The organism is Streptomyces sp. NPDC102437, assembly GCF_044765565.1.
Classification (GTDB): domain Bacteria; phylum Actinomycetota; class Actinomycetes; order Streptomycetales; family Streptomycetaceae; genus Streptomyces.
Genome location: NZ_JBIWKI010000029.1, coordinates 21,202 through 41,495 on the forward strand (window position 1 = coordinate 21,202; position 20,294 = coordinate 41,495).

At 70.8% G+C, this 20,294-nt stretch carries 18 protein-coding genes; 12 read left to right on the forward strand and 6 right to left on the reverse strand.

Going from position 1 to position 20,294, the window contains the following annotated elements:
- Positions 1-222 precede the first annotated feature (222 nt).
- From ACIRJP_RS30110 to ACIRJP_RS30120, 3 genes are all read right to left on the reverse strand, one after another.
- Entirely contained in the window at positions 223-2,214 is a 1,992-nt protein-coding gene (locus ACIRJP_RS30110) for an Ig-like domain repeat protein (protein WP_404180734.1), read from the reverse strand.
- 146 nt (positions 2,215-2,360) lie between these two features.
- Positions 2,361-2,585 carry a DUF397 domain-containing protein gene (locus ACIRJP_RS30115; RefSeq protein ID WP_404180903.1) on the reverse strand — a complete coding sequence of 75 codons (225 nt, stop codon included), beginning with the start codon at positions 2,583-2,585 and terminating at the stop codon, positions 2,361-2,363.
- Positions 2,586-2,808: 223 nt separating this feature from the next.
- Complete coding sequence (locus tag ACIRJP_RS30120; RefSeq protein WP_404180737.1) at positions 2,809-3,507, reverse strand: hypothetical protein; 699 nt, start codon at positions 3,505-3,507, stop codon at positions 2,809-2,811.
- A gap of 293 nt (positions 3,508-3,800) precedes the next feature.
- Between ACIRJP_RS30120 and ACIRJP_RS30125 the strand changes: the two genes are divergently transcribed.
- From ACIRJP_RS30125 to ACIRJP_RS30135, 3 genes are read left to right on the forward strand one after another with little or no spacing between them, the layout of a single operon-like run.
- A complete protein-coding gene (locus tag ACIRJP_RS30125) occupies positions 3,801-5,282 on the forward strand; it encodes a DUF4331 domain-containing protein (protein ID WP_404180740.1) in 1,482 nt (493 codons plus the stop codon).
- Positions 5,279-6,583 (forward strand): tetratricopeptide repeat protein, encoded by a 1,305-nt coding sequence (locus ACIRJP_RS30130; protein ID WP_404180743.1) that lies wholly within the window; start codon positions 5,279-5,281, stop codon positions 6,581-6,583. Before ACIRJP_RS30125 ends, ACIRJP_RS30130 begins: the two co-directional genes overlap by 4 nt.
- Before the next feature lie 18 nt (positions 6,584-6,601).
- Entirely contained in the window at positions 6,602-8,134 is a 1,533-nt protein-coding gene (locus tag ACIRJP_RS30135; protein ID WP_404180746.1) for a nickel transporter, read from the forward strand.
- Here ACIRJP_RS30135 and ACIRJP_RS30140 read toward each other — a convergent pair whose 3' ends face one another.
- Entirely contained in the window at positions 8,135-9,979 is a 1,845-nt protein-coding gene (locus tag ACIRJP_RS30140; RefSeq protein WP_404180749.1) for a protein kinase, read from the reverse strand.
- A gap of 235 nt (positions 9,980-10,214) precedes the next feature.
- Here ACIRJP_RS30140 and ACIRJP_RS30145 point away from each other — a divergent pair, with 235 nt between their 5' ends.
- From ACIRJP_RS30145 to ACIRJP_RS30155, 3 genes are all read left to right on the forward strand, one after another.
- Positions 10,215-11,588 carry an aspartate aminotransferase family protein gene (locus ACIRJP_RS30145; protein ID WP_266731725.1) on the forward strand — a complete coding sequence of 458 codons (1,374 nt, stop codon included), beginning with the start codon at positions 10,215-10,217 and terminating at the stop codon, positions 11,586-11,588.
- Between the two features lie 119 nt (positions 11,589-11,707).
- Entirely contained in the window at positions 11,708-12,454 is a 747-nt protein-coding gene (locus ACIRJP_RS30150) for a GntR family transcriptional regulator (protein WP_404180753.1), read from the forward strand.
- Between the two features lie 122 nt (positions 12,455-12,576).
- A complete protein-coding gene (locus ACIRJP_RS30155; RefSeq protein ID WP_404180756.1) occupies positions 12,577-13,227 on the forward strand; it encodes a hypothetical protein in 651 nt (216 codons plus the stop codon).
- Positions 13,228-13,270: 43 nt separating this feature from the next.
- Here the strand turns inward: ACIRJP_RS30155 and ACIRJP_RS30160 are convergent, their stop codons facing one another.
- The gene (locus tag ACIRJP_RS30160; protein ID WP_404180759.1) at positions 13,271-14,032 is read right to left on the reverse strand and encodes an SLATT domain-containing protein; all 762 of its coding nucleotides are present in this window, start codon (positions 14,030-14,032) and stop codon (positions 13,271-13,273) included.
- Between the two features lie 357 nt (positions 14,033-14,389).
- On the opposite strand from ACIRJP_RS30160, the gene ACIRJP_RS30165 reads away from it, so the two are divergent.
- The 3 genes from ACIRJP_RS30165 (at position 14,390) to ACIRJP_RS30175 (ending at position 16,173) form a co-directional block, all read left to right on the forward strand.
- The gene (locus ACIRJP_RS30165; RefSeq protein ID WP_189543466.1) at positions 14,390-14,725 is read left to right on the forward strand and encodes a YbaB/EbfC family nucleoid-associated protein; all 336 of its coding nucleotides are present in this window, start codon (positions 14,390-14,392) and stop codon (positions 14,723-14,725) included.
- Between the two features lie 57 nt (positions 14,726-14,782).
- A complete protein-coding gene (recR, locus tag ACIRJP_RS30170; protein WP_072487887.1) occupies positions 14,783-15,382 on the forward strand; it encodes a recombination mediator RecR in 600 nt (199 codons plus the stop codon).
- Positions 15,383-15,513: 131 nt separating this feature from the next.
- Positions 15,514-16,173: a DUF5063 domain-containing protein gene (locus tag ACIRJP_RS30175; RefSeq protein ID WP_266731732.1), complete on the forward strand. Its 660-nt coding sequence runs from the start codon at positions 15,514-15,516 to the stop codon at positions 16,171-16,173.
- Positions 16,174-16,216: 43 nt separating this feature from the next.
- On the opposite strand, the gene ACIRJP_RS30180 is transcribed toward ACIRJP_RS30175, so the two are convergent.
- Positions 16,217-16,525 carry a hypothetical protein gene (locus ACIRJP_RS30180; RefSeq protein ID WP_404180763.1) on the reverse strand — a complete coding sequence of 103 codons (309 nt, stop codon included), beginning with the start codon at positions 16,523-16,525 and terminating at the stop codon, positions 16,217-16,219.
- Between the two features lie 273 nt (positions 16,526-16,798).
- On the opposite strand from ACIRJP_RS30180, the gene ACIRJP_RS30185 reads away from it, so the two are divergent.
- The 3 genes from ACIRJP_RS30185 to ACIRJP_RS30195 all read left to right on the forward strand — a co-directional run bounded on the left by ACIRJP_RS30185 (position 16,799) and on the right by ACIRJP_RS30195 (position 20,076).
- On the forward strand, positions 16,799-18,070 hold the full coding sequence (locus ACIRJP_RS30185; protein WP_266731735.1) for an aspartate kinase: 1,272 nt from the start codon (positions 16,799-16,801) through the stop codon (positions 18,068-18,070).
- Positions 18,067-19,131: an aspartate-semialdehyde dehydrogenase gene (locus ACIRJP_RS30190; protein ID WP_404180767.1), complete on the forward strand. Its 1,065-nt coding sequence runs from the start codon at positions 18,067-18,069 to the stop codon at positions 19,129-19,131. The genes ACIRJP_RS30185 and ACIRJP_RS30190 overlap by 4 nt, the downstream gene beginning before the upstream one ends.
- Positions 19,132-19,500: 369 nt before the next feature.
- Positions 19,501-20,076, forward strand: coding sequence for a SigE family RNA polymerase sigma factor (locus ACIRJP_RS30195; RefSeq protein ID WP_404180770.1), 576 nt, complete (start codon positions 19,501-19,503; stop codon positions 20,074-20,076).
- The last annotated feature ends 218 nt before the right edge of the window (positions 20,077-20,294 follow it).

Genomic DNA, 20,294 nt, shown 5'->3' on the forward strand with positions numbered 1-20,294 from the left:
GCACGCCCGGAAACCGCCGCCCGCTGCCGGGGCGGCGGTGCGCGAAGCCCTGCGCGAGGGCATGGACTGGCTGGAGCGCCGGGGCCGGGCCGGCGCGCGCCGCCACGCGTACGGGGCCGGGCGAACAGCCCGGCCCCGCATTCATGCCGACCGCACTCACGAGGCTGCCAGGTGCTGCTTGTTGCCGCCTGGCTACTTCGCGCCTTGCCAGTTCGTGCCTGGTTACTTCGTGAAGATGAAGTACTGCCAGGCGCCGTGCGTGGTCGAGTTCACCGTGTCGCCCGAGGTGCCGTTGACGTACGAGGCACGGACGCGCATCCGGTAGCCCGTGTCATGGGTGCCGTTCAGCGTCACGATGGTCTTCCCGTTGGTGCCGAGCTTGAAGTACTGCGAGCCCGCGTCGTACCACCTGCCCTGGTAGTACAGCTGCAGGGACAGCTTGTGCGAGCGGTTCTTGTAGTACGTCATCGTCGTCGTGAAGACCGGGTCGGTCTTCTTGTGGAAGTACCGGTACGAAGTCTTGCCGATCTCCGCCGTCTTGTACTGCTTCGAGATGGAGGTGGAGACCTTCACCTTGGCGTACGCGGTCGACGTGACCTTCTTCGAGGTGTACCGGCCGTCGCCCTTGAAGACCGCGGTGACGGTGGTGTCCCGGGTCATGTCGACGGTGGTCGACAGGTTGCCCTTGGAGTTGACCTTGCCGGTCTTCACCAGCTTGTTCGGCTTGTCCGACCCGAACGGGTCCACCCACAGCTCGACGGTGCGGTTCTTGTACGTCTTGCCGAGGTGCGCCGTGAACGTCACGTCGGCGCCGTACGAGTACAGCGCCTTGTTGTGGTTCAGGGTCAGCGAGGTGGCCGTCCGGGGCACGGCGACCTTGTCGGAGCCGGAGGCCGCGGAGTGGGTGGTGTCGCCCGCGTACGAGACCTTGTACGTGACCTGGCCACCGGCGGTCGGGGTGTCGGTGAAGGAGAAGCTGCCGTCGGACTTCAGCGTCACCGAGGGCAGAGCTTTGCCCTTGGGCGACTCGATGTCCGTACGCGTCACGGCGGCCTTGGCGCCCGCCGGGAACGCGCCGTCGGACTTCACCCGGCCGGTGACAGTGAGCTTCTTGTCGAGCGCGGACTTCGCCGGGGCGTCGACCGTGACGGTGCTCGCGGACTTCACGGCATCGGTGAGCACCCGCAGCGAACGGACGCCCGCGCTGTTCACAGTGACCGCGAACAGCCGGCTGGTGTCCGGTGCCCAGGCCAGCCCCGCGTCTGCCAGGGTGTCCGAACCGCTGCTGTTCCCGGTGTTGGGGAATTCGTACGTCCGCACCGGCTTGGTGGAGTTGCCGGGCTTGTAGACGTAGACATCCGATTCGTACCAGGCAAACGATCCCGCGGCGATCGTTCCGTTCGGGGCGATGTCGATCGCGTTGGGGTACGAGGTGGACGGGTACGCGGTCCCCGGCGTGAGGTCCGTCGTGTTGTACGCCTGGTGGAGGTACGGGGCCGCGCTGGCGACCACGACCTGCTTGCCGTCCGGGCTCAGCGCCAGGTCGCGCATGTTGCCCCCGTCGGCGCGCACGTGCGCGGTCCGCGTGGCCGTCCCCGAGGAGACGTCGTACACGGCCAGTTCCGTCGGGCTCTGGGTCTCGATCCCGGCGGCCAGTGTGCCCGGCGCGCCGGGCGCCGACGCCAGGGTAGGGGCCGAGTACCAGGTGCGGTCCGGGTCCTGGTCCAGGGTGACGACCGGCTCGGCGCCGGACAGATCGAGCGATCCGATGTTGCCCTCGGATCCCGCTCCGTAGCCGAACCAGAGCTTGCCGCCTGCCAGCGCCGGGTGCTTCGGGTCGGTGCCCTCGCCGGTCGCGTACCGGGCGGACTCCGTGAGCCCGGCCGTGTCGATGGTGACGATCGCGTCGGCGCCGGGCACGGCGGCGTACAACGTGCCGGAGTCGGCGGAGAGTTCAAGGCCGGTCACGCCCGGCAGAGAGGTGATGGTGCCGACGACCGCACCGTTGTAGTCGGTGACGAGCACCTTGCCGCCGGTCGGGTCACTGATGAAGACCCGCTTGTGCACACCGTCCGCGACGATGTCGCCGACCGAAGCGGCGGGAAGGACCTTGGTGGAGTCGGCGGCGGCCGGATTCGCCGCACCACCGATCAGAACTACGGAACTGAAGAGAACCGCGAGCGAGGTCGCGGCCGAGATTCTGCGCGTACGCAAAATTGTTTACCCCCACGGGAAGAGAGGGCCGTGGCACCCGAGATGAGAGGGGTGCGGCCCACGAACGCAGGGTATGCCATGGCGTCCACAACTCCCACACATTTGTGAGGCCGGGGCAGGACGCCTCCCCCCGGCCCCGCGAAACGTCAGTCCGCCCAGGTGAGGAACGCCGCCCAGGCACCAGGAGCGATCGCGAAGGTGGGGCCGTCGGGCACCTTGGAGTCCCGGATGTGGACGGAGTGGGGGCAGGTGGCGACCTCGATGCACTGGCCGCCGCTGTCGCTGCTGTACGAGGACTTGTGCCAGTCGAAGGCCACCTCGATGCACTCGCCGCCGTTGGCGTTGCTGTAGCTGGACTTGAACCAATGCAGGGTGTTGCTCGCTCAACGCGAAGGCGGGCCGGATCAGTTACGTACCGATCCCCGCACTGAGCGGCCGGACCTGGCCGCTGGCCTGGCACTTCCCGCCCACGGCGCCGGACCGGTTCGTCCACACGATGCTTCTGCTGCACGCCGCGACCGCCCTGCTCTGCTGACCGGGCGCGGGCAGCACGAAACGGCCGCCCCCCGGCCGGGGGGCGGCCGAAAGGGCCGGTCAGAAGCTCGGGAAGCCGATGGGCGAGGAGGTCTGGCCCGGGATGTAGTCGAAGTTCGGCGTGAGCGTGCCGAGCAGACTGCCGACGCGCGGACCCGGGCGGCCCGTCACCTGGGCGAACAGCGCCGACGCCTCGGCGGTGATACGGAACGGCACCTTCTCCAGCCGGAAGCCCGTGGGGCTCGGGCGGGCGCCGAGCAGGGCCTCGGCGGGGGTCGTGTCCGCGATCAGCAACTCGTCGGCGATCGGCACACCGTCCACCGCGACCCCGGCGGCGTAGCCCGGGGTCGGCATCACACGGATGTACGTCGGCTTCAGGGTGATGGTCTTGCTCGAGGCGGCGTGATGGAAGTTGAGGCCACCGGGGTAGAAGATGCGGCCCTTGGAGTCGAGGCCGTCACCCGCCGTCGAGCCGATCGGCATGGAGAAGCCCCGGCCGTCCGCGTCCATCACGAACGGGCTGATGGCCTCCAGCGTGATTCCCTCGGTCCGCATCCACGTCAGCAGTTCCGGGCTGAGCTCCACCTGGGCGTCTCCCCACGGGGAGATGTACACGCCGGGGAACGGGTCGGCAACCACCGTGCGGGGGGCGCGGGCGGAGTTCGACTCGGCCGCTCCGGCCGATGCCAGGCCGAGCGGCACGCTGAGTGCGGCCACTGCGGCGAGGACGGTGAGACGGCGGATTACGCGCATGCTCATGGGGCCTTCCTGATCTGATGCTGCGTGGGGGGAAGTGCCGGGCAGAGCTGCCCGGACGTCCCAACGGGGTGCATGGAGAGCGGAGTTGACCGATTGACGTAGAAGCGCCACGGTTCTCGACCGTCCGTCGGGCGTGTCCATCAATGCATACATGCGTGCTCGGTCAAACGGTCCTTAGACCGCCCGGCGGAAAAGCTCCACGCGATTGGGGGCGATCGGCGCGCTGAGTTCGCGCCTTGATCAACAGCGCTCCAGTCTGGGCGGACTCCCCCCACCGAGCACTGGAGCGTCGCGTGTCCGCAACCGCCCGACAGCCACGCCGTTTTCCATCCGGCCGTCTCGCCGCCCTGACCGCCACCGCCGCCGCACTGACCGCCGCGTCCCTGTGGGGACCGCTGACCGGAAGCGGCGAGGCGGGCGGCCACATCGACGCTCCCTCGTCGGTGCTGGACACGGCGGCGGACCTCACCGACGTGTACGCGTTCAGCAGCCCGGACAACCCGGACATGGTCACCCTCATCGCGAACGTCCGGCCGTTCGAGACGCCCGGGACCGCGCTGAACGCGCTGGTGGACTATCCGTTCGCGACGGGTGCGCGGTACGAGATCCACACGGACGCCGACGGTGACGGGGTGCCCGACACCACGTACCGCTGGACCTTCCGGGACGACGACCGCAGGCCCTTCGGGCTCGGGCCCAAGGTCGGTCCGGCACCGGTGACTTCGCTGGACGACCGCTCGCTCGGGGTTCGTCAGAAGTACAACCTGGAGCGGGTCACGGCGGGAGGCGCCGGTCAGACGCTGCTGAGCGACGCGATCGCCGCGCCCACCGACACCGGCCGGTTGCTGATGCCGGACTACGGCAAGCTGCGCGCGCAGGCGATCCGCAGGCTGCCGGGCGGCGGCCAGACCCTCGCGAGCCAGGTCGCGGACTCGTTCAAGGCGGACACCCAGGTCTTCGGCCTGTACACGGTCGGGACGCGGGGGCCCGTGCCCGGCTGGCTGCCGGACGCCCAGCCGCTGTCGGTGCTCAATGTGAACAGCCTGATCATCCAGGTGCCCAAGAGCGAGGTGGCGCTGAAGGGCGACCCGGCGCGCAACCCGGTGATCGGGGTGTGGGCGAGCGTCTCCAGGCCGGGCGCGGACCTGGGCCGCAGCCTGGCGAAGCAGGCCCCGACGTTCCGCCAGGTATCGCGGCAGGGCAACCCGCACCTGGCGTTCACGGTGTACGGCTCCACCGTCGGCCTCTCCAGGCCGGGCGGGCCCGAGGACCGCTTCCAGGCGCGGGCGCCGAAGGACGACCACCTGGAGAACGAGTTCCTGGCCGACACCCTGGACCCCGTACCGCCCCACCGCATCCAGACGGCCCAGGGGTACCCGGCACCGGCGACCCCGCGCACCGACATCCAGGCCCTGTTCCTGAAGGGCATCGGCGCGGACAACGGCTCGAAGTTCGGCTTCGACCTGAACACCCACACCATGAACGCGGACGCCGACCGCAGCCGCATCGTGATGGCCGAGGAACTGCGGTTGAATCTGACGACGCCGATCACCGCCGCACCGCGTGCCATGGGCGTCCTCGACGGCGACCGGCAGGGCTTCCCCAACGGGCGCCGGCTCAACGACAACATCGACGGACCCCTGCTGCGGATGCTGGAGGGCGAGCCCGCCCAGCCGTCACCGCCCGGACTGCTGCCCAAGCCGGTGGTCGCGCTGGAGGTCGCCGACGCGCAGAACACGTTCCCGTATCTCAACCTCCCGCACGCGGGCCCGTGAGGCGTCCGATCTCCGTTGCGGGCGCGGCGGTGGCCGTCGCCGGGTGCGTGGCGGGACTGCTGTACCTGGGTCCCGGCACGGAGAACCATCCGACGGCCACCGCCCCGCGGGCCGGTGCGGCGCCCGACGCCGTGGCCCTCGCGGTCGCCACGGCGCGCAAGCGCACGGAGCGCTACCCGGACGACCCGACGGTCTGGTCGAACCTGGCACGGGCGGAGGTCGAACAGGCCCGCGTCACGCTCGACGCGGCCCGGCTCGACGCGGCCGACGAGGCCCTGCGCCGTTCGCTGGCCCTCAATCGCAAGGACAACTACGCCGCGGTGACGGGGCAGGGGCTGGTGGCCAACGCCCGCCACGAGTTCGCGGACGGCCGGAAGTTCGGGCTGAGCGCCACCCGGATGGCGCCGGACCGGGCGGACGGCTACGCGGTGCTGGCCGACGCGGAGATCCAGCTCGGCGACTACCCGGCGGCCAGGTCGGCCGTGCAGCGCCTGCTGGACATCGCTCCGGCGGGGGCCGCGTACAGCAGGGCGGCGTACGACCTGGAGACCAACGGCAGGCCAAAGGACGCCGCGATCGCGCTGGGGAGGGCGGTGGAAAGTGCGGCCACCGCCGACGAACGGGCCTTCGCGCAGGCCCGGTTGGGTGACCTGGCCTGGAACGAGGGTGCGGTGGACCGGGCCGAGTGGCACTTCCAGCGGGCGGTGGACGCCGTACCCGGGCATCCGTACGGGGAAGCCGGGTTGGCCAAGGTGCACGCGGTGCGCGGCGACACGGCGAAGGCCCTGGACATGTACCGGCGGCTGGTGGCGCGGACACCGTTGCCGCAGTTCCTGGCGGAGGCCGTGGAGCTGGGCGGGGGCGGGGAGCGGATGCGGGGGGAGAAGGCGGCGCTGGACGCGCAGGTGCGGCTGCTGCGCGCCTCCGGCGGGCCGGTCGACCCGCATCTCGCCCTGTACGTGGCCGACCACGGGGACCCGGAGGTCGCGGTGGAGTTGATGCGCGGGGAGTGGAAGCGGGCCCGGAGCGTGATCGTGGCCGATGCGCTGGGCTGGGCGCTGCACCGCGCGGGGCACGACGCGGAGGCCGTCGGGTACGCCCGGCAGGCGGCGCGGACGGGGTGGGGCAACGCGCTGTTCCGGTACCACCGGGGCGCGATCGAGCACACCCTCGGGCTGCCCGAGGGCGACCACCACCTGCGGGAGGCGCTCGCCCTGAACCCGAATTTCTCGCCGTACCACGCTCCGTTGGCCACTCGAATGCTGAAGCAGAAGAACCAGCAGAAGAACCGACAGAACTGAGTTCTTGCGTTGTTGTTGATGATGAAGCGAATCGGCGGTGCGGTGGCTGCCGCGCTGCTCCTCTGCCCGGCCACGGCGCCGCCGGTGCACGCCCAACCGGCCCATCCGCTCGGGAACTTCAGCCTGAATCATTACGACGGGCTGCGGCTCGTGCCGGACGGGATCGAGGACACGGCCGTCGTCGACAGCGCGGAGATCCCCACCGCCCAGGACGAGGAGGCCACCGACCGGGACCGGGACGGGAGGGTCTCGGCGGCGGAGGCCGCCGCCCGCGCGAAGGCCCGGTGCGCGGAACTGGCCGGGCGGACCCGGGCCTCGGCGGCCGGCGAGGCGCTCGACTGGCACGTCGGGCGCACCTCCCTGACGTACGGGAAAGGGGCGGCCGGCCTGCCCATCGCCCGGCTGACCTGCGTACTGCGGGCGGACGCCGATCTGTCCGGGCCCGCCGACGTGACGTTCGCCTCGGGGGCGGAGGCGGCGCGGACGGGCTGGAAGGAGATCACGGCGGTCGGGAGCGGGGTGCGGCTGGTCGACTCCTCGGTTCCGGCGCGCAGTTCGAGCGACGCGCTGCGGAGCTACCCGGCGGGTGGGGACGGCGGGTGGTCGTCGGACGTGGTCGATGCGCGGATCCGTACGGAGCCGGGTGCGGCGGGTACGGGGGGCGGGGCGGGTGCCGCCGGGTCCCGGCTGCCGGGCGCGGCCCCGGCCGTGGACCGGGGGGCGATTCTCTTTCCGGCGCTGGAGGACCGGCTCACCGGTCTGACGTCGGGCCGGAACCTGACGGTGCCGGTGGGCCTGCTCGCGGTCCTGCTGACGATGCTCCTGGGGGCGGGGCACGCGGCCTTGCCGGGTCACGCGAAGCTCGCCGTCGCCGCCTGCCTGGCACGGAAGGAGGGCGGCGTGCGGGCCGCGTTCGCGGTGGGTGCGACGGTGACGGTGACCCACACGGCGGGCGTGCTGGCGGTGGGGCTGGCGCTGACGGCGGGGGGCGGCTTCCTGGGGGAGCGGCTGCTGGGGTGGCTGGGGGCGGTGAGCGGGGCGGTGATCGCCGTGCTGGGCACGGGGCTCGTGGTGACGGCGGCACGCGCACTGCGGACGGGGCGCCCGGCTTCGCACAGCCATGAACACGGGAATGGGCATGGACACGGGCACAGCCATGCGCACGAGCACGGGCACGCGCATGGGCGCGACCACGATCACGATCACAGGCATGAACACGGGCGTTCCCGTCGTACCGGGCTGCCCGCGCTGCTCGGCGTCGGGCTGGCGGGCGGGCTGGTGCCCAGTCCGTCCGCGCTGGTCGTCCTGCTGGGGGCCGTCGCGCTCAGCAGGACGTGCTTCGGCGTCCTGCTGGTCGTCGGCTACGGCGTCGGCATGGCGCTCACCCTCACCTCGGCCGGACTGCTGCTGGCCGGCGGCAGCAACCGGCTCGCCGTCCTGGGCGAGCGGCGGCTGCCCGCCCTGCGGCGCTGCACCCCGTACGGGAGCGTCCTGACCGCGCTGGCCGTCCTGGCGGTGGGAATCGGCCTCACGGTGCGCAGTCTGGGCTGATCAGTCGTCCTTCGTGTACGTGAGCTGCTCGCCGTTGTCGTTGTTCGCACGGCGCAGCGAACCGTCCGGGAGCAGGGTGAGCGTGGTGGCCTTGCCCGCCGTGCAGGACGTCATGGGCTCGCCCACCGTGACCGTGGAGGGGCCGACCTCGACGGGGCCGCCCGGGGACGGCTCCGCGGTCAACTCGGCCTGGAAGACGCAGTGGTAGGTGCCGCCGGTGTCGAGCGGGCCGTCCGCGGTGAGGGTGAGGACGCTCTGCCCGACCGTGCCCTGCTGGATGACGAGCTTCCGGGTGGAGCGGCCGGCCGCGTTCTCGATGGAGCCGGACCAGGTGCCGAGGTAGCCGGACGGGATGGGACCGTCGCTGTTCTTCTTGCCGTCGCTGGGGGAGGGGTCCGGCGAGGACGGGTCGTCGGTCCCGGGGGAGTCCGACGAAGGGTCCGTGGGGGCCGCGGAGCCGGTGGGGCCCGGAGTGGGCTCCACCGGCTTGCCGTTCATGAGCGCGTAGACGGACCCGCCCGCCCCTACCGCGACGAGCAGGGCGACGGCGATGAGCGCGATGGTCGAGCCCCTCCGGCGGCGGGCCGGTTCGGGGGCGGGCTGTTGCGGAGCGGTGGGGTAGCCGGGCCCGGGGCCGTACGGGGGCGTGCTGCCGAATCCGGGCTGCGGGTGCTGGGGCTGGTGGTACTGCTGCTGTGGCTGCGGCGGGTACCCGTAGCCGGCGGGGGGCTGCTGGGGGCCGAAGCCCTGGCCGGGGTGCGGCGGGTATCCGTAGGCGGGGGCAGGCGTGGGGGCGGGCGTGGGCGTGGGGATGTGTGCGGGAGCGGGCGCGGGCGGCGCGGGCTCCGGGGATGCGGCGGGCGCCTGTGGAGCTTGTGGCACCTGGGGTGCGGCCTCCGCCGGGCTCTCCTCCGGGTCCTCGGAGTCCAGCAACTCCACCGCGTGACGGCCGAGTTGGGCTATCAGGGCGCCCGGGAGCCAGGGTTCCGCCGTGTCGCCGCCGGCCAGGCGCTCCAGGATCGCGTCCGTCGTCGGACGGGCGGCCGGGTCCTTGTGCAGGCAGTCCCGGACCAGTTCGACGAGGTCCACGGGGACGCCGGTCAGATCCGGGTCCTCCTGCGCGATCCGGAACATCTGCGCGTGCGGGTTGCTGTCGGACGGCCCGAACGGAAGCCGGCCGGTCGAGGCGTACGCCAGTACGGAGCCGAGACAGAACACGTCGCACGCCGGGGTGACCCGCTCGCCCCGCACCTGCTCGGGAGACATGAAACCGGGCGATCCGACCAGGGCCCCGGTACGGGTGACGGCGCCGTCGATGACGGTGTCCAGCGCGCGGGCTATGCCGAAGTCGATGACGCGCGGCCCGTCGATCGTCAGCAGGATGTTGGAGGGCTTGAGGTCGCGGTGGACGATCCCGGCGGCGTGGATGTCCTGGAGGGCGTGGGCGAGACCGGCCCCCAGGATGTGGACCGAACGTTCCGGCAGGGGACCGTACGCACCGGAGGCCGCCGCCTCGGGGGAGCGCGCGCGGCCGGTGACGGTGGCGTGCAGGGAGGGGCCGGCGACGTAGCCGGTGGCGACCCAGGGCACGGCGGCCTCGGTGTCGGCGTCCAGCACGGGGGCGGTCCAGACGGAGCCGACCTGGCGGGCGGCCCGTACCTCGTGGCGGAAGCGGTCGCGGAACTCCTGCTCCTCGGCGAGTTCGCCCCGTACCAGCTTGATCGCTACGGTGCGGCCGCGGTCGGACCGGGCCAGATAGACCTGGCCCATGCCGCCGGCGCCGAGACGGCCCAGCAGCCGGTACGCGCCGATGGCACGCGGATCCTGTGGCGTCAGGCTCTGCATGGCGCTGAACGTCCTTCCCCCGGGTTCGAACTGAGCGATGCCTCGCATGGCTCGCTCGATCATAGGGATCCACGCAGCGCGTGGCCGGGCCGGTTGCGATCCGGGCTCCCTCCGTTCCGCCTCCGCTCCGCTCCGGCCCCGTACGGCGGCAACCCGACACCCTGCCCAGCGGAGCGCCCCACGCCATACAAGGTGGCCATGTCGGCCCGCTCCCGGTACCGCCTACGCTCGCCGCATGACCCCTCATGCCCCGCATGCACCGCATGTCGACCCCGCTGCCGGTGCGGCCGTGAAGGCCGCCGACCGCGCGCACGTGTTCCACTCCTGGTCCGCCCAGGGCCTGATCGACCCGCTCGCCGTCGCCGGCGCCGAGGGGGCGTACTTCTGGGACTACGACGGCAACCGCTACCTGGACTTCACCAGCGGTCTCGTCTACACCAACATCGGTTACCAGCACCCCACCGTCGTCGCCGCGATCCAGGAGCAGGCGGGCAAGCTCGCCACCTTCGCCCCCGCGTTCGCGATCGAGGCGCGCTCCGAGGCCGCACGCCTCATCGCCGAGCGCACCCCCGGCGACCTGGACAAGATCTTCTTCACCAACGGCGGTGCCGAGGCCGTCGAGAACGCCGTCCGGATGGCCCGGCTGCACACCGGCCGTTCGAAGGTGCTCTCCGCCTACCGCTCGTACCACGGCGCCACCTCCACCGCGATCAACCTGACCGGTGACCCGCGCCGCTGGCCGTCCGACAACGGCTCGGCGGGCGTCGTCCGCTTCTGGGCGCCGTTCCTCTACCGCTCGCCGTTCCACGCCGAGACCGAGGCCGAGGAGTGCGCCCGCGCGCTCCAGCACCTTGAGGACACCCTCGCCTTCGAGGGCCCCGGCACCATCGCCGCGATCATCCTGGAGACGATCCCCGGCACCGCGGGCATCATGACGCCGCCGCCCGGCTACCTCGCGGGCGTCCGCGAGATCTGCGACCGGTACGGCATCGTCTTCATCCTCGACGAGGTCATGGCCGGTTTCGGCCGCACCGGCAAGTGGTTCGCCGCCGACCACTTCGACGTGGTGCCGGACCTGATGACCTTCGCCAAGGGCGTCAACTCCGGTTACGTGCCGCTCGGCGGCGTCGCGATCTCCGCCGAGATCGCCGCCACCTTCGAGACCCGCGCCTACCCGGGCGGACTCACGTACTCCGGTCACCCGCTGGCCTGCGCGGCCGCCGTCGCCACCATTCACGTGATGGAGGACGAGAAGGTCATCGAGAACGCCGCCCACATCGGCGAGACGGTCCTCGGCCCCGGCCTGCGCGAACTCGCCGAGCGCCACCCGTCGGTCGGCGAGGTCCGCGGCCTCGGCGCGTTCTGGGCGCTGGACCTGGTCCGCAACAAGGAGACCCGCGAGCCGCTGGTCCCGTACAACGCGGCGGGCGAGGCCAACGCGCCGATGGCGGCCTTCGGTGCCGCGGCCAAGAAGAACGGCCTGTGGCCCTTCATCAACATGAACCGCACGCACGCCGTTCCGGCCTGCAACATCACCGAGGCCGAGGCCAAGGAGGGCCTCGCGGCCCTCGACGCGGCGCTGTCGGTCGCGGACGAGCACACAGCGTGACCCGCAGCCGCGGGGCCGCCTGGTAGGCGCCCCGCGGTACGTCGCCCCTCCCCTGCCCGGATCCGGGCACAGCGGCCCTGGCTTAAGGTGACCGAAAGCAAAGAACGGGGAGGGGCGCCATGGGCGCGAGCGGAGCTGTGACCCGCAGTACGCTGCGGCAGCAGATCGCGGACGCGCTGCGTGACGAAGTGCTCGCCGGGCGTCTGCAGCCGGGGCGGGAATTCACGGTCAAGCAGATCGCCGAGCAGTACGGCGTCTCGGCCACGCCGGTGCGCGAGGCGCTCTTCGACCTCTCCGCGCAGGGGCTGCTGGAATCGGACCAGCACCGGGGCTTCCGGGTACGGGAATTCACCGTCGCCGACTACCGGTCGCTGGTCGAGGCCCGCAGCCTGGTCATCGACGGAGTCATCCGCGGGGTCTTCTTCGGCCCTGGGCCCTGGCCCGCGCAGCTGGAGGGGTACCAGGACTGTCTGGTCTCCGTGCGCCGCAGGGCCCAGGAGGCGGCGCGGGCGGCGCTGGGCGGCGACCTCGACATCCTCATCGGCTACGACCTGCGGTTCTGGCGCGAGCTGGGCGTGCTGGTCGGCAACGCCTACATCAACGACTTCCTGCACCGACTGCGCGTCCAGGCCTGGGTGTTCGCGGTGCCGTACCTGCGCCATGACGCAAGGGCCCGGGACTGGCTCTGGCACGGTCATCCCGACCTGGTCGCGGCGATCACCCTCGGCGACCACGACGCGGTGCGCGCGGTGATGGACGACTACAGCACGCACGCGCTGAACTGGGCGGACCGGCTCGCGGCCGGTGAGCTCGAACATCCGGGGCGCGGCGGGCCGGAGCCGGCAGCGGGTACGCCGGAGCCGTAGGGCCTGCCTCCTGCCCCCGTCGGTACCGGCACTGTGCGCAACGCACCCACCGCATTACGCTGTCCCGACCAACCCGAACGTTCCACACGTTCCATGCGCACCCAAGGGGAGAGCGAGACTTCGTGGCCTGTGACCTGTGGCTGGTCCCCCTCGTCGATGTGCTGTGCCACAGCCCCGACAACCCGTTCGCCGAAGAGATAGCCGTCTACGACAAGGCGTTGGGCGAGGCCGGACTGCCGCCCGTCCCCGTGTACGCCTACATGCCGGGCCTGACGGGCGATGTCGCCCCGATCGCGGGCTTCGACTACGACGCCCTGCACTTCCTGCGCCGCGCCTTCCTGCTCCAGCTCAGCGGCCTCGCAGTCACACCGGTCGACGAACTGGGCGGGGACTACGAGCAGTTGCTGGAGATGTTCGAGGCGTCGGCCCAGCAGTCCCACCTGGTCTGGCACTACGACCACGCCGGGGCTTACGTCCCGCTGGACTTCGCCGCCCCGCTCTCCAACGACGACCTGCTGGCGGGCGGCGGCCCGCTCGGCTCCTCGCACGGGCTGCTGCGGGAGCTGCAGTACGTCGCCCCGTCCATCGGTATCGACCCGGCGAACCCACCGGCCGCCCCGCTGCCGCCCGCCGCGCCGACCTCCCTGGAGGAACCGGCGGCGCCGATCCCGTACGACGACAGCCCGTTCGCCCGCGAGCGGCACGTCTGGTTGGGCCTGCACGCGGCGGCCACCCGCAGCCTCGCCCAGGGCTCGATGATCATCTTCAGTTGAGGCCGGCAAGGCCCCCGGGGCGGCCCCCGGGGTCACCGCGAGGTCATCGCGGTGACTCCGGCGGGCGCTGGCGCGGCATGTTCGGCCGGGTCATCGTCTGGAGCGGGAACCGCCCCGACAACACCCCCTGATCCGGACGCCCGCCGTTCCCTGAGCCCGACGACAGGGCCTGCAGCCCCATCGGTGCCGGCCCGGCCCGGAACTCCACCATCCAGTCCGCGGTCTCGGTGCGCACCAGCTCCGTGATGTCCTCCGAGAACCGCCGCAGCACCCCCAGGCACCGTTCGGCCGCCTCGCTGGCCGTCCCCTCGGTCGGGCCGAGCACCTCCCGTACGCACTCCGACGCCCAGTCGAACTGCAGCACCTGGAGGCGCCGCTGCACGGCCTGGGCGGTGGCGAGGTTTCTTATCCAGCCCGAGGTGAGGCCGAAGTACCGGTCGCACGCCATGCACGCGGCGCCCAGCAGCAGCGACAGATATCCCCAGCCCGCCGCCTCGGGCAGCGCCCCGGTCAGATCGAGCAGCGGCAGCGCTGTGCCCGCGACCGTCCCGAGCGCGGTGCCGATCCGCAGCGTCCTGGCGCCGCGGCGCTTGTGCACCCGGTCGTTCAGGTACCAGTCGGCGGTGCGCAGCGCGTCGGCCTCGACCCAGCGGTACAACTCGTCGAGGCGGTCGGCGGGTTCGCCCCAGTCGCCGAGCGGGAATGGCGTACCGGTCAGATCCCGGCCCCGTGCGCGGGAGTCCGAGCCGGCCGGACGGGGCTCGTTGCGGGGCGGCCCTTCGGGCTGCTTCTCCGGCTGACTCACCGGGTACTCCTCTGCATTCTGCGTAGCGACGCCTGATGTGGCGATGTGTTTCGAGACGGTGGGGTGCTCACTGCTCTCCGGCGTGGCCGACTGTCCCGAGTGGGTAACTTTGCGTGACGATCGGAGTGCCTGGGTGTCCTGATGCGTGTGCCCTTCCTACCGCCGAATGGTGGGCTGCGGAGGAGAAAACGCGGTATTCCCGGGTGCGCAGGGCCTGTGATCAGGTATAGGAGCCCGGCAAGGGCTGCCTGAAACTCACTCGAAAGAGTTGCGCGCCAGCGAGTGGGGCGCGCTGCCCGGGGACCACGTAGGCTCGGCTTACCGAAACATTTTGTCGTCGAATTGCCAGGAGTGACCGTGATTCCCGGTGGTGGTCAGCCCAATATGCAGCAACTGCTGCAGCAGGCCCAGAAGATGCAGCAGGACCTCGCCGCGGCCCAGGAGGAGCTGGCCAGGACCGAGGTCGAAGGTCAGGCGGGTGGCGGTCTCGTGAAGGCGACCGTGACCGGCTCCGGCGAGCTCCGCAATCTGGTCATCGACCCGAAGGCCGTCGACCCGGAGGACACCGAGACGCTCGCCGACCTCGTCGTCGCCGCGGTCCAGGCGGCGAACGAGAACGCGCAGCAGCTCCAGCAGCAGAAGCTGGGCCCGCTGGCCCAGGGCCTGGGCGGCGTGCCCGGCCTCCCCTTCTGACCTGTCCCTTCTGACCGGTCGAGAACAGAGACAGAACAGGAAAGGAAGGCGTTCCCGTTGTACGAAGGCGTGGTTCAGGACCTCATCGACGAGTTGGGCAGGCTGCCCGGCGTCGGTCCCAAGAGCGCGCAGCGGATCGCCTTCCACATCCTGCAGGCCGAGCCGACCGATGTACGCCGCCTCGCCCATGCCCTCCTGGAGGTCAAGGACAAGGTCCGGTTCTGTTCGGTCTGCGGCAACGTCGCCCAGCAGGAGCAGTGCAACATCTGCCGGGACGCGCGCCGGGACCCGTCGGTGATCTGTGTGGTCGAGGAGCCGAAGGACGTCGTCGCGATCGAGCGGACCCGTGAGTTCCGGGGCCGGTACCACGTGCTCGGCGGCGCGATCAGCCCGATCGAGGGCGTCGGCCCGGACGACCTGCGCATCCGCGAGCTGCTCGCCCGCCTCGCTGACGGCTCGATCACGGAACTGATCCTGGCGACCGACCCCAACCTGGAGGGCGAGGCCACCGCGACGTACCTGGCGCGGATGATCAAGCCGATGGGCCTGCGGGTCACCAGACTGGCCAGCGGCCTCCCGGTCGGCGGCGACCTGGAGTATGCGGACGAGGTCACCCTGGGCCGCGCCTTCGAGGGGAGGCGCCTGCTCGATGTGTGACGCCTTTACGACTTCCGATGTTCTTCCGGTGACCGTTTCGAAGGGCGTTCCCGCGACTCACGGCGGCTTTACGTTCAGCGACGCTATGTTCTACTCACCGTTCGCGACCGTGCCCACGGGAGGTCCCCTCGATGTCTGACGCCACGCTGAACTCCGTCACGCAGGACCCGGACGACTTCGCCGTCCAGATCGCCGACCAGATCAAGACGTTCATCGTCGCGGTCACCGAGGTGTCCAAGGTCGAGGAGCCCGAGGAAGCCGTCCCCGTCCTGCTGCTCCAGGTCTCCCAGCTCCTGCTGGCGGGCGGCCGGCTCGGCGCGTACGAGGACATCGTCCCCGACGAGCGCTACGAGCCGGACCTGGGCGCCGAGCCGGACGCCGACGGGCTGCGCGAGCGGTTCGCCGCCCTGCTGGAGCCGATCGACGTCTACTCCGAGGTCTTCGACCCGTACGAGCCCCGCAAGGCCCCGGTCCCGGCCCGGATCTCCGACGACCTGGCCGACCTGGTCACCGACCTGCGCCACGGCCTGGCCCACTACGAGGAGGACCGCACCACCGAGGCGCTGTGGTGGTGGCAGTTCTCCTACTTCTCCAACTGGGGCTCCACCGCCTCCGCCACCCTGCGCGCACTCCAGTCCCTGATCGCCCACATCCGCCTCAACCAGCCCCTCCAGGAGCTGGACGGCCTGGACACCGACACGGAGACCCTCGACGACGACCTCGCCGAGGAGGCCGGCCGGGTGATGGCCGAGGAGATTGCGGGACCGCTGGGGCTGCGGCCGGTGCAGTAGGCGCCGCTCCGCTGCCCCGCTGCCCCGCTGCCTCAAGGCTCTCTCAGCCCCCGTCGCACCGCAGGTCGCCGTCGCGCATGTACCCCAGAGGTGCGCCGTCGTCCGTGCGCGACACGCGCCACAGCTCGTCCGCGCCCTGGCGGGCGGCGTTCACCGGAATACCCGGGTCCAGGTGGCCGGCGATGTCGGACGGTGTCGGGACAGGGTTGGCGCCCCCGTAGATCGGGGCGTCGGCATGGGTGGTGAAGCAGGTGGAGCCCGCGTGCGCGGGGGACGCGGTCAGAGGGAGCGCGGCAAAGGCGAGAAGCAGGGGCAGCGCGCGCAGGGGCAGTGCGCGTAGCGGCGTGCGCATGGCAGGTCTCCGGCGGGCGGATGATTAGGTTCCGGTTCACGCTAGAGGTGCAGGACCGGTGAATCGTGGAGCTGGACCGCCGGGCGTGTGTCCTGGACCACATACGGCATGCGAGCAGGCTCGGCGGGCAGCACACCTGTACGAGCGGTCCGGGAGGTCGCGCCGATGATCACGTGCTGAGCGGGACATCTCACCATGTGGTATCAGCGGGGCGATTCCGGACTGCTCGTTAAACTGAGCCGACCGCAGTAATGGACTGAGCGAGGAGCGCACGTGGGCCTTGTCGTGCAGAAGTACGGAGGCTCCTCCGTAGCCGATGCCGAAGGCATCAAGCGCGTCGCCAAGCGAATCGTCGATGCCAAGAAGAACGGCAACCAGGTGGTTGTCGTGGTGTCAGCGATGGGCGACACGACGGACGAGTTGATCGATCTCGCCGAGCAGGTATCCCCGATCCCTGCCGGGCGTGAGTTCGACATGCTGCTGACCGCCGGAGAGCGGATCTCCATGGCCCTGCTGGCGATGGCGATCAAAAACCTGGGCCACGAGGCACAGTCGTTCACCGGTAGCCAGGCAGGCGTCATCACCGACTCGGTCCACAACAAAGCGCGCATCATCGATGTGACGCCGGGCCGTATCCGTACTGCGCTGGACGAGGGGAACATCGCGATCGTCGCGGGGTTCCAGGGTGTGTCCCAGGACAAGAAGGACATCACCACCCTCGGTCGCGGCGGGTCCGACACCACCGCCGTCGCGCTCGCGGCCGCGCTGGACGCCGAGGTCTGTGAGATCTACACCGATGTGGACGGTGTCTTCACCGCCGACCCGCGGGTCGTGAAGAAGGCCCGGAAGATCGACTGGATCTCCTTCGAGGACATGCTGGAGCTGGCCGCGTCCGGCTCCAAGGTGCTGCTGCACCGGTGCGTGGAGTACGCACGCCGCTACAACATTCCGATCCACGTCCGCTCGTCCTTTTCCGGACTGCGCGGAACCTGGGTCAGCAACGAGCCGCAAGGGGACCAGAAGGTGGAGCACGCGATCATCTCCGGAGTCGCCCATGACGTCTCCGAGGCCAAGATCACCGTCGTCGGCGTGCCCGACAAGCCGGGCGAGGCCGCCGCGATCTTCCGCACCATCGCGAACGCGGAGATCAACATCGACATGGTGGTGCAGAACGTCTCCGCCGCGTCGACCGGTCTGACCGACATCTCGTTCACGCTGCCGAAGGCCGAGGGCCGCAAGGCCATCGACGCCCTGGAGCGCAACCGCGGCACCATCGGCTTCGAGTCGCTGCGCTACGACGACCAGATCGCGAAGATCTCCCTGGTCGGCGCCGGCATGAAGACCAATCCGGGAGTCACGGCGGGCTTCTTCGAGGCGCTGTCGGACGCCGGTGTGAACATCGAGCTGATCTCGACGTCCGAGATCCGCATCTCGGTGGTCACCCGCGCCGACGACGTCATGGAGGCCGTGCGCGCCGTGCACACCGCCTTCGGTCTGGACAGTGACTCCGACGAAGCCGTCGTCTACGGGGGCACCGGCCGATGACCGCGCGCCGTCCTTCGCTCGCGGTCGTCGGAGCGACCGGGGCGATCGGCGGCGTCATGCTCCAGATCCTTTCGCAGCACGCGGATGTCTGGGGCGAGGTGAAGCTGATCGCCTCGCCGCGCTCGGCCGGCCGCAAGCTGGTCGTGCGCGGCGAGGAGAGCGAGGTCCTCCACCTCACCGAGGAGGTCTTCGACGACGTCGACGTGGCGCTCTTCCTGGTGCCCGACGAGGTCTCCGCGCAGTGGGCGCCGATCGCCGCCGCCAAGGGCACGGTCGTCATCGACGACTCGGCCGCGTTCCGGCTGGCCGCGGACGTCCCGCTGGTGGTGCCCGAGATCAATCCGCACGCTGTACGGATCCGGCCACGCGGCATCGTCGCGAGCCCGAACTGCACGACGCTCGCGCTGATCGTCGCGGTCGGAGCGCTGCACGCCGAATTCGGCGTACGGGAGCTGGTCGTCTCCTCGTACCAGGCGGTGAGCGGGGCGGGCCGGGAGGGTGTCGCCGCGCTGCGCGAACAGCTGTCGATGGTCGCCGGCACGGAACTGGGCACGCGGCCGGGGGACGTACGCAGGGCCCTGGGGGATGCGGAAGGCAGCCCCTTCGCCGCCCCGGTCGCCCTCAACGTGGTGCCCTGGGCCGGGACCGAGGCCGGGGACGGCTGGTCCTCCGAGGAGATGGCGATCCGCGAGGAGTGCCGCAAGATCCTGGACCTGCCGAGCCTGCGGATCGCGGCGACCTGTGTTTACGTACCCGTCATCGCGACGCACTCGATGTCCGTGCACGCCCGGTTCGAGAACGAGATCGAGGTCGACCGGGCCCACGAGATCCTGGCGACGGCACCGGGCGTGGTGCTGTACGACAGCCCGGCGGCGGGGGACTTCCCGACGCCGTCCGACGTCGTCGGCACCGATCCGACCTGGGTCGGACGAGTGCGCAGGTCACTGGACGATCCCCGGGGTCTGGAACTCTTCGTCTGCGGCGACAACCTCCGCAAGGGGGCGGCGTTGAACGTGGCACAGATCGCCGAATCGGTGGCCGCGGAGTTTCCCCGGTCCTGATCGAACCGATTTCGTACTCTCTGTGAACGTCCTGTGAGTAAGTTGAAGGTCTCAACCTCTTGAGATGGGGGGTCGGGGTATCCGACGATGACTTTCGGCCTACTGCAACCGCCGACCGAAGGCTGAGCGTCTATGCGGTCACCTTCTGGCGCGGCGGGGGGAACAATTCGGGGCAGTCGGGGTATTCGGGGAAGTGCAGGTACGTATGAGGGCATGTCGCACGGCGGTGAACGTGGTGCCGCGCGCGTACAACCCTGACGGGGGGAAACGTGTCCAACTGGCGTGGCAGAGGTTCTCGAAATCACAGTGGTGGGCCCCTTGCGCGGCGCTTCGGTTCGCCCGCTCCGACGGCCCCGTGCGCCCGGCGGTATGCCGGTGATCGCGCCCATGCCCGCTGCGCGTTCCGCACGGCTGCCCGCGCAGCGCGAGGGCGCTGAGGAGAGCGTGGCTGTCGGAACCACGGTCGACCATCTCACCGAGACCTACCGCGCCCACTACCGCTCGCTGCTCGGCCTCGCGGCCCTGCTCCTGGACGACACGGCCTCGTGCGAGGACGTGGTGCAGGAGGCGTTCATCCGGGTGCACTCGGCGCGCAACCGCGTCCGGGACCCGGAGAAGACGCTCGCGTATCTGCGCCAGACCGTCGTCAACCTCTCGCGTTCCGCGCTGCGCCGCCGCATCCTCGGGCTGAAGCTGCTCTCCAAGCCCATGCCGGACATGGCGAGCGCGGAGGAGGGCGCGTACGACCAGCTGGAGCGGGACGCGCTGATCAAGGCGATGCGGGGGCTGCAACGGCGCCAGCGGGAGGTGCTGGTGCTGCGTTACTTCGCGGACATGACGGAGGTCCAGGTGGCCGAGACGCTCGGGATATCCCTGGGCTCGGTCAAGGCCTACGGATCCCGCGGGATCGCGGCGCTGCGCGTCGTGATGGAGGCGCAGAAGTGAGTCGGCGCGAGTACGAGAACGGCCCCGGAGGCGAGAACGGCTCCGAAGGCGCGAGCGGCCCCGCAGATGTGAGCGGCTCCGAGCGGGAGCATCGGCGTGAGCGTCGGAATGACCGGACTGGAAACGGAATTGTGAACCACGACCCTGGAACGGCTGAGGCGGCTGGAGCTGACGGGGCGGCGGAGGCCGCTGAGACTGCCGAAGCCACCAGGACCGCT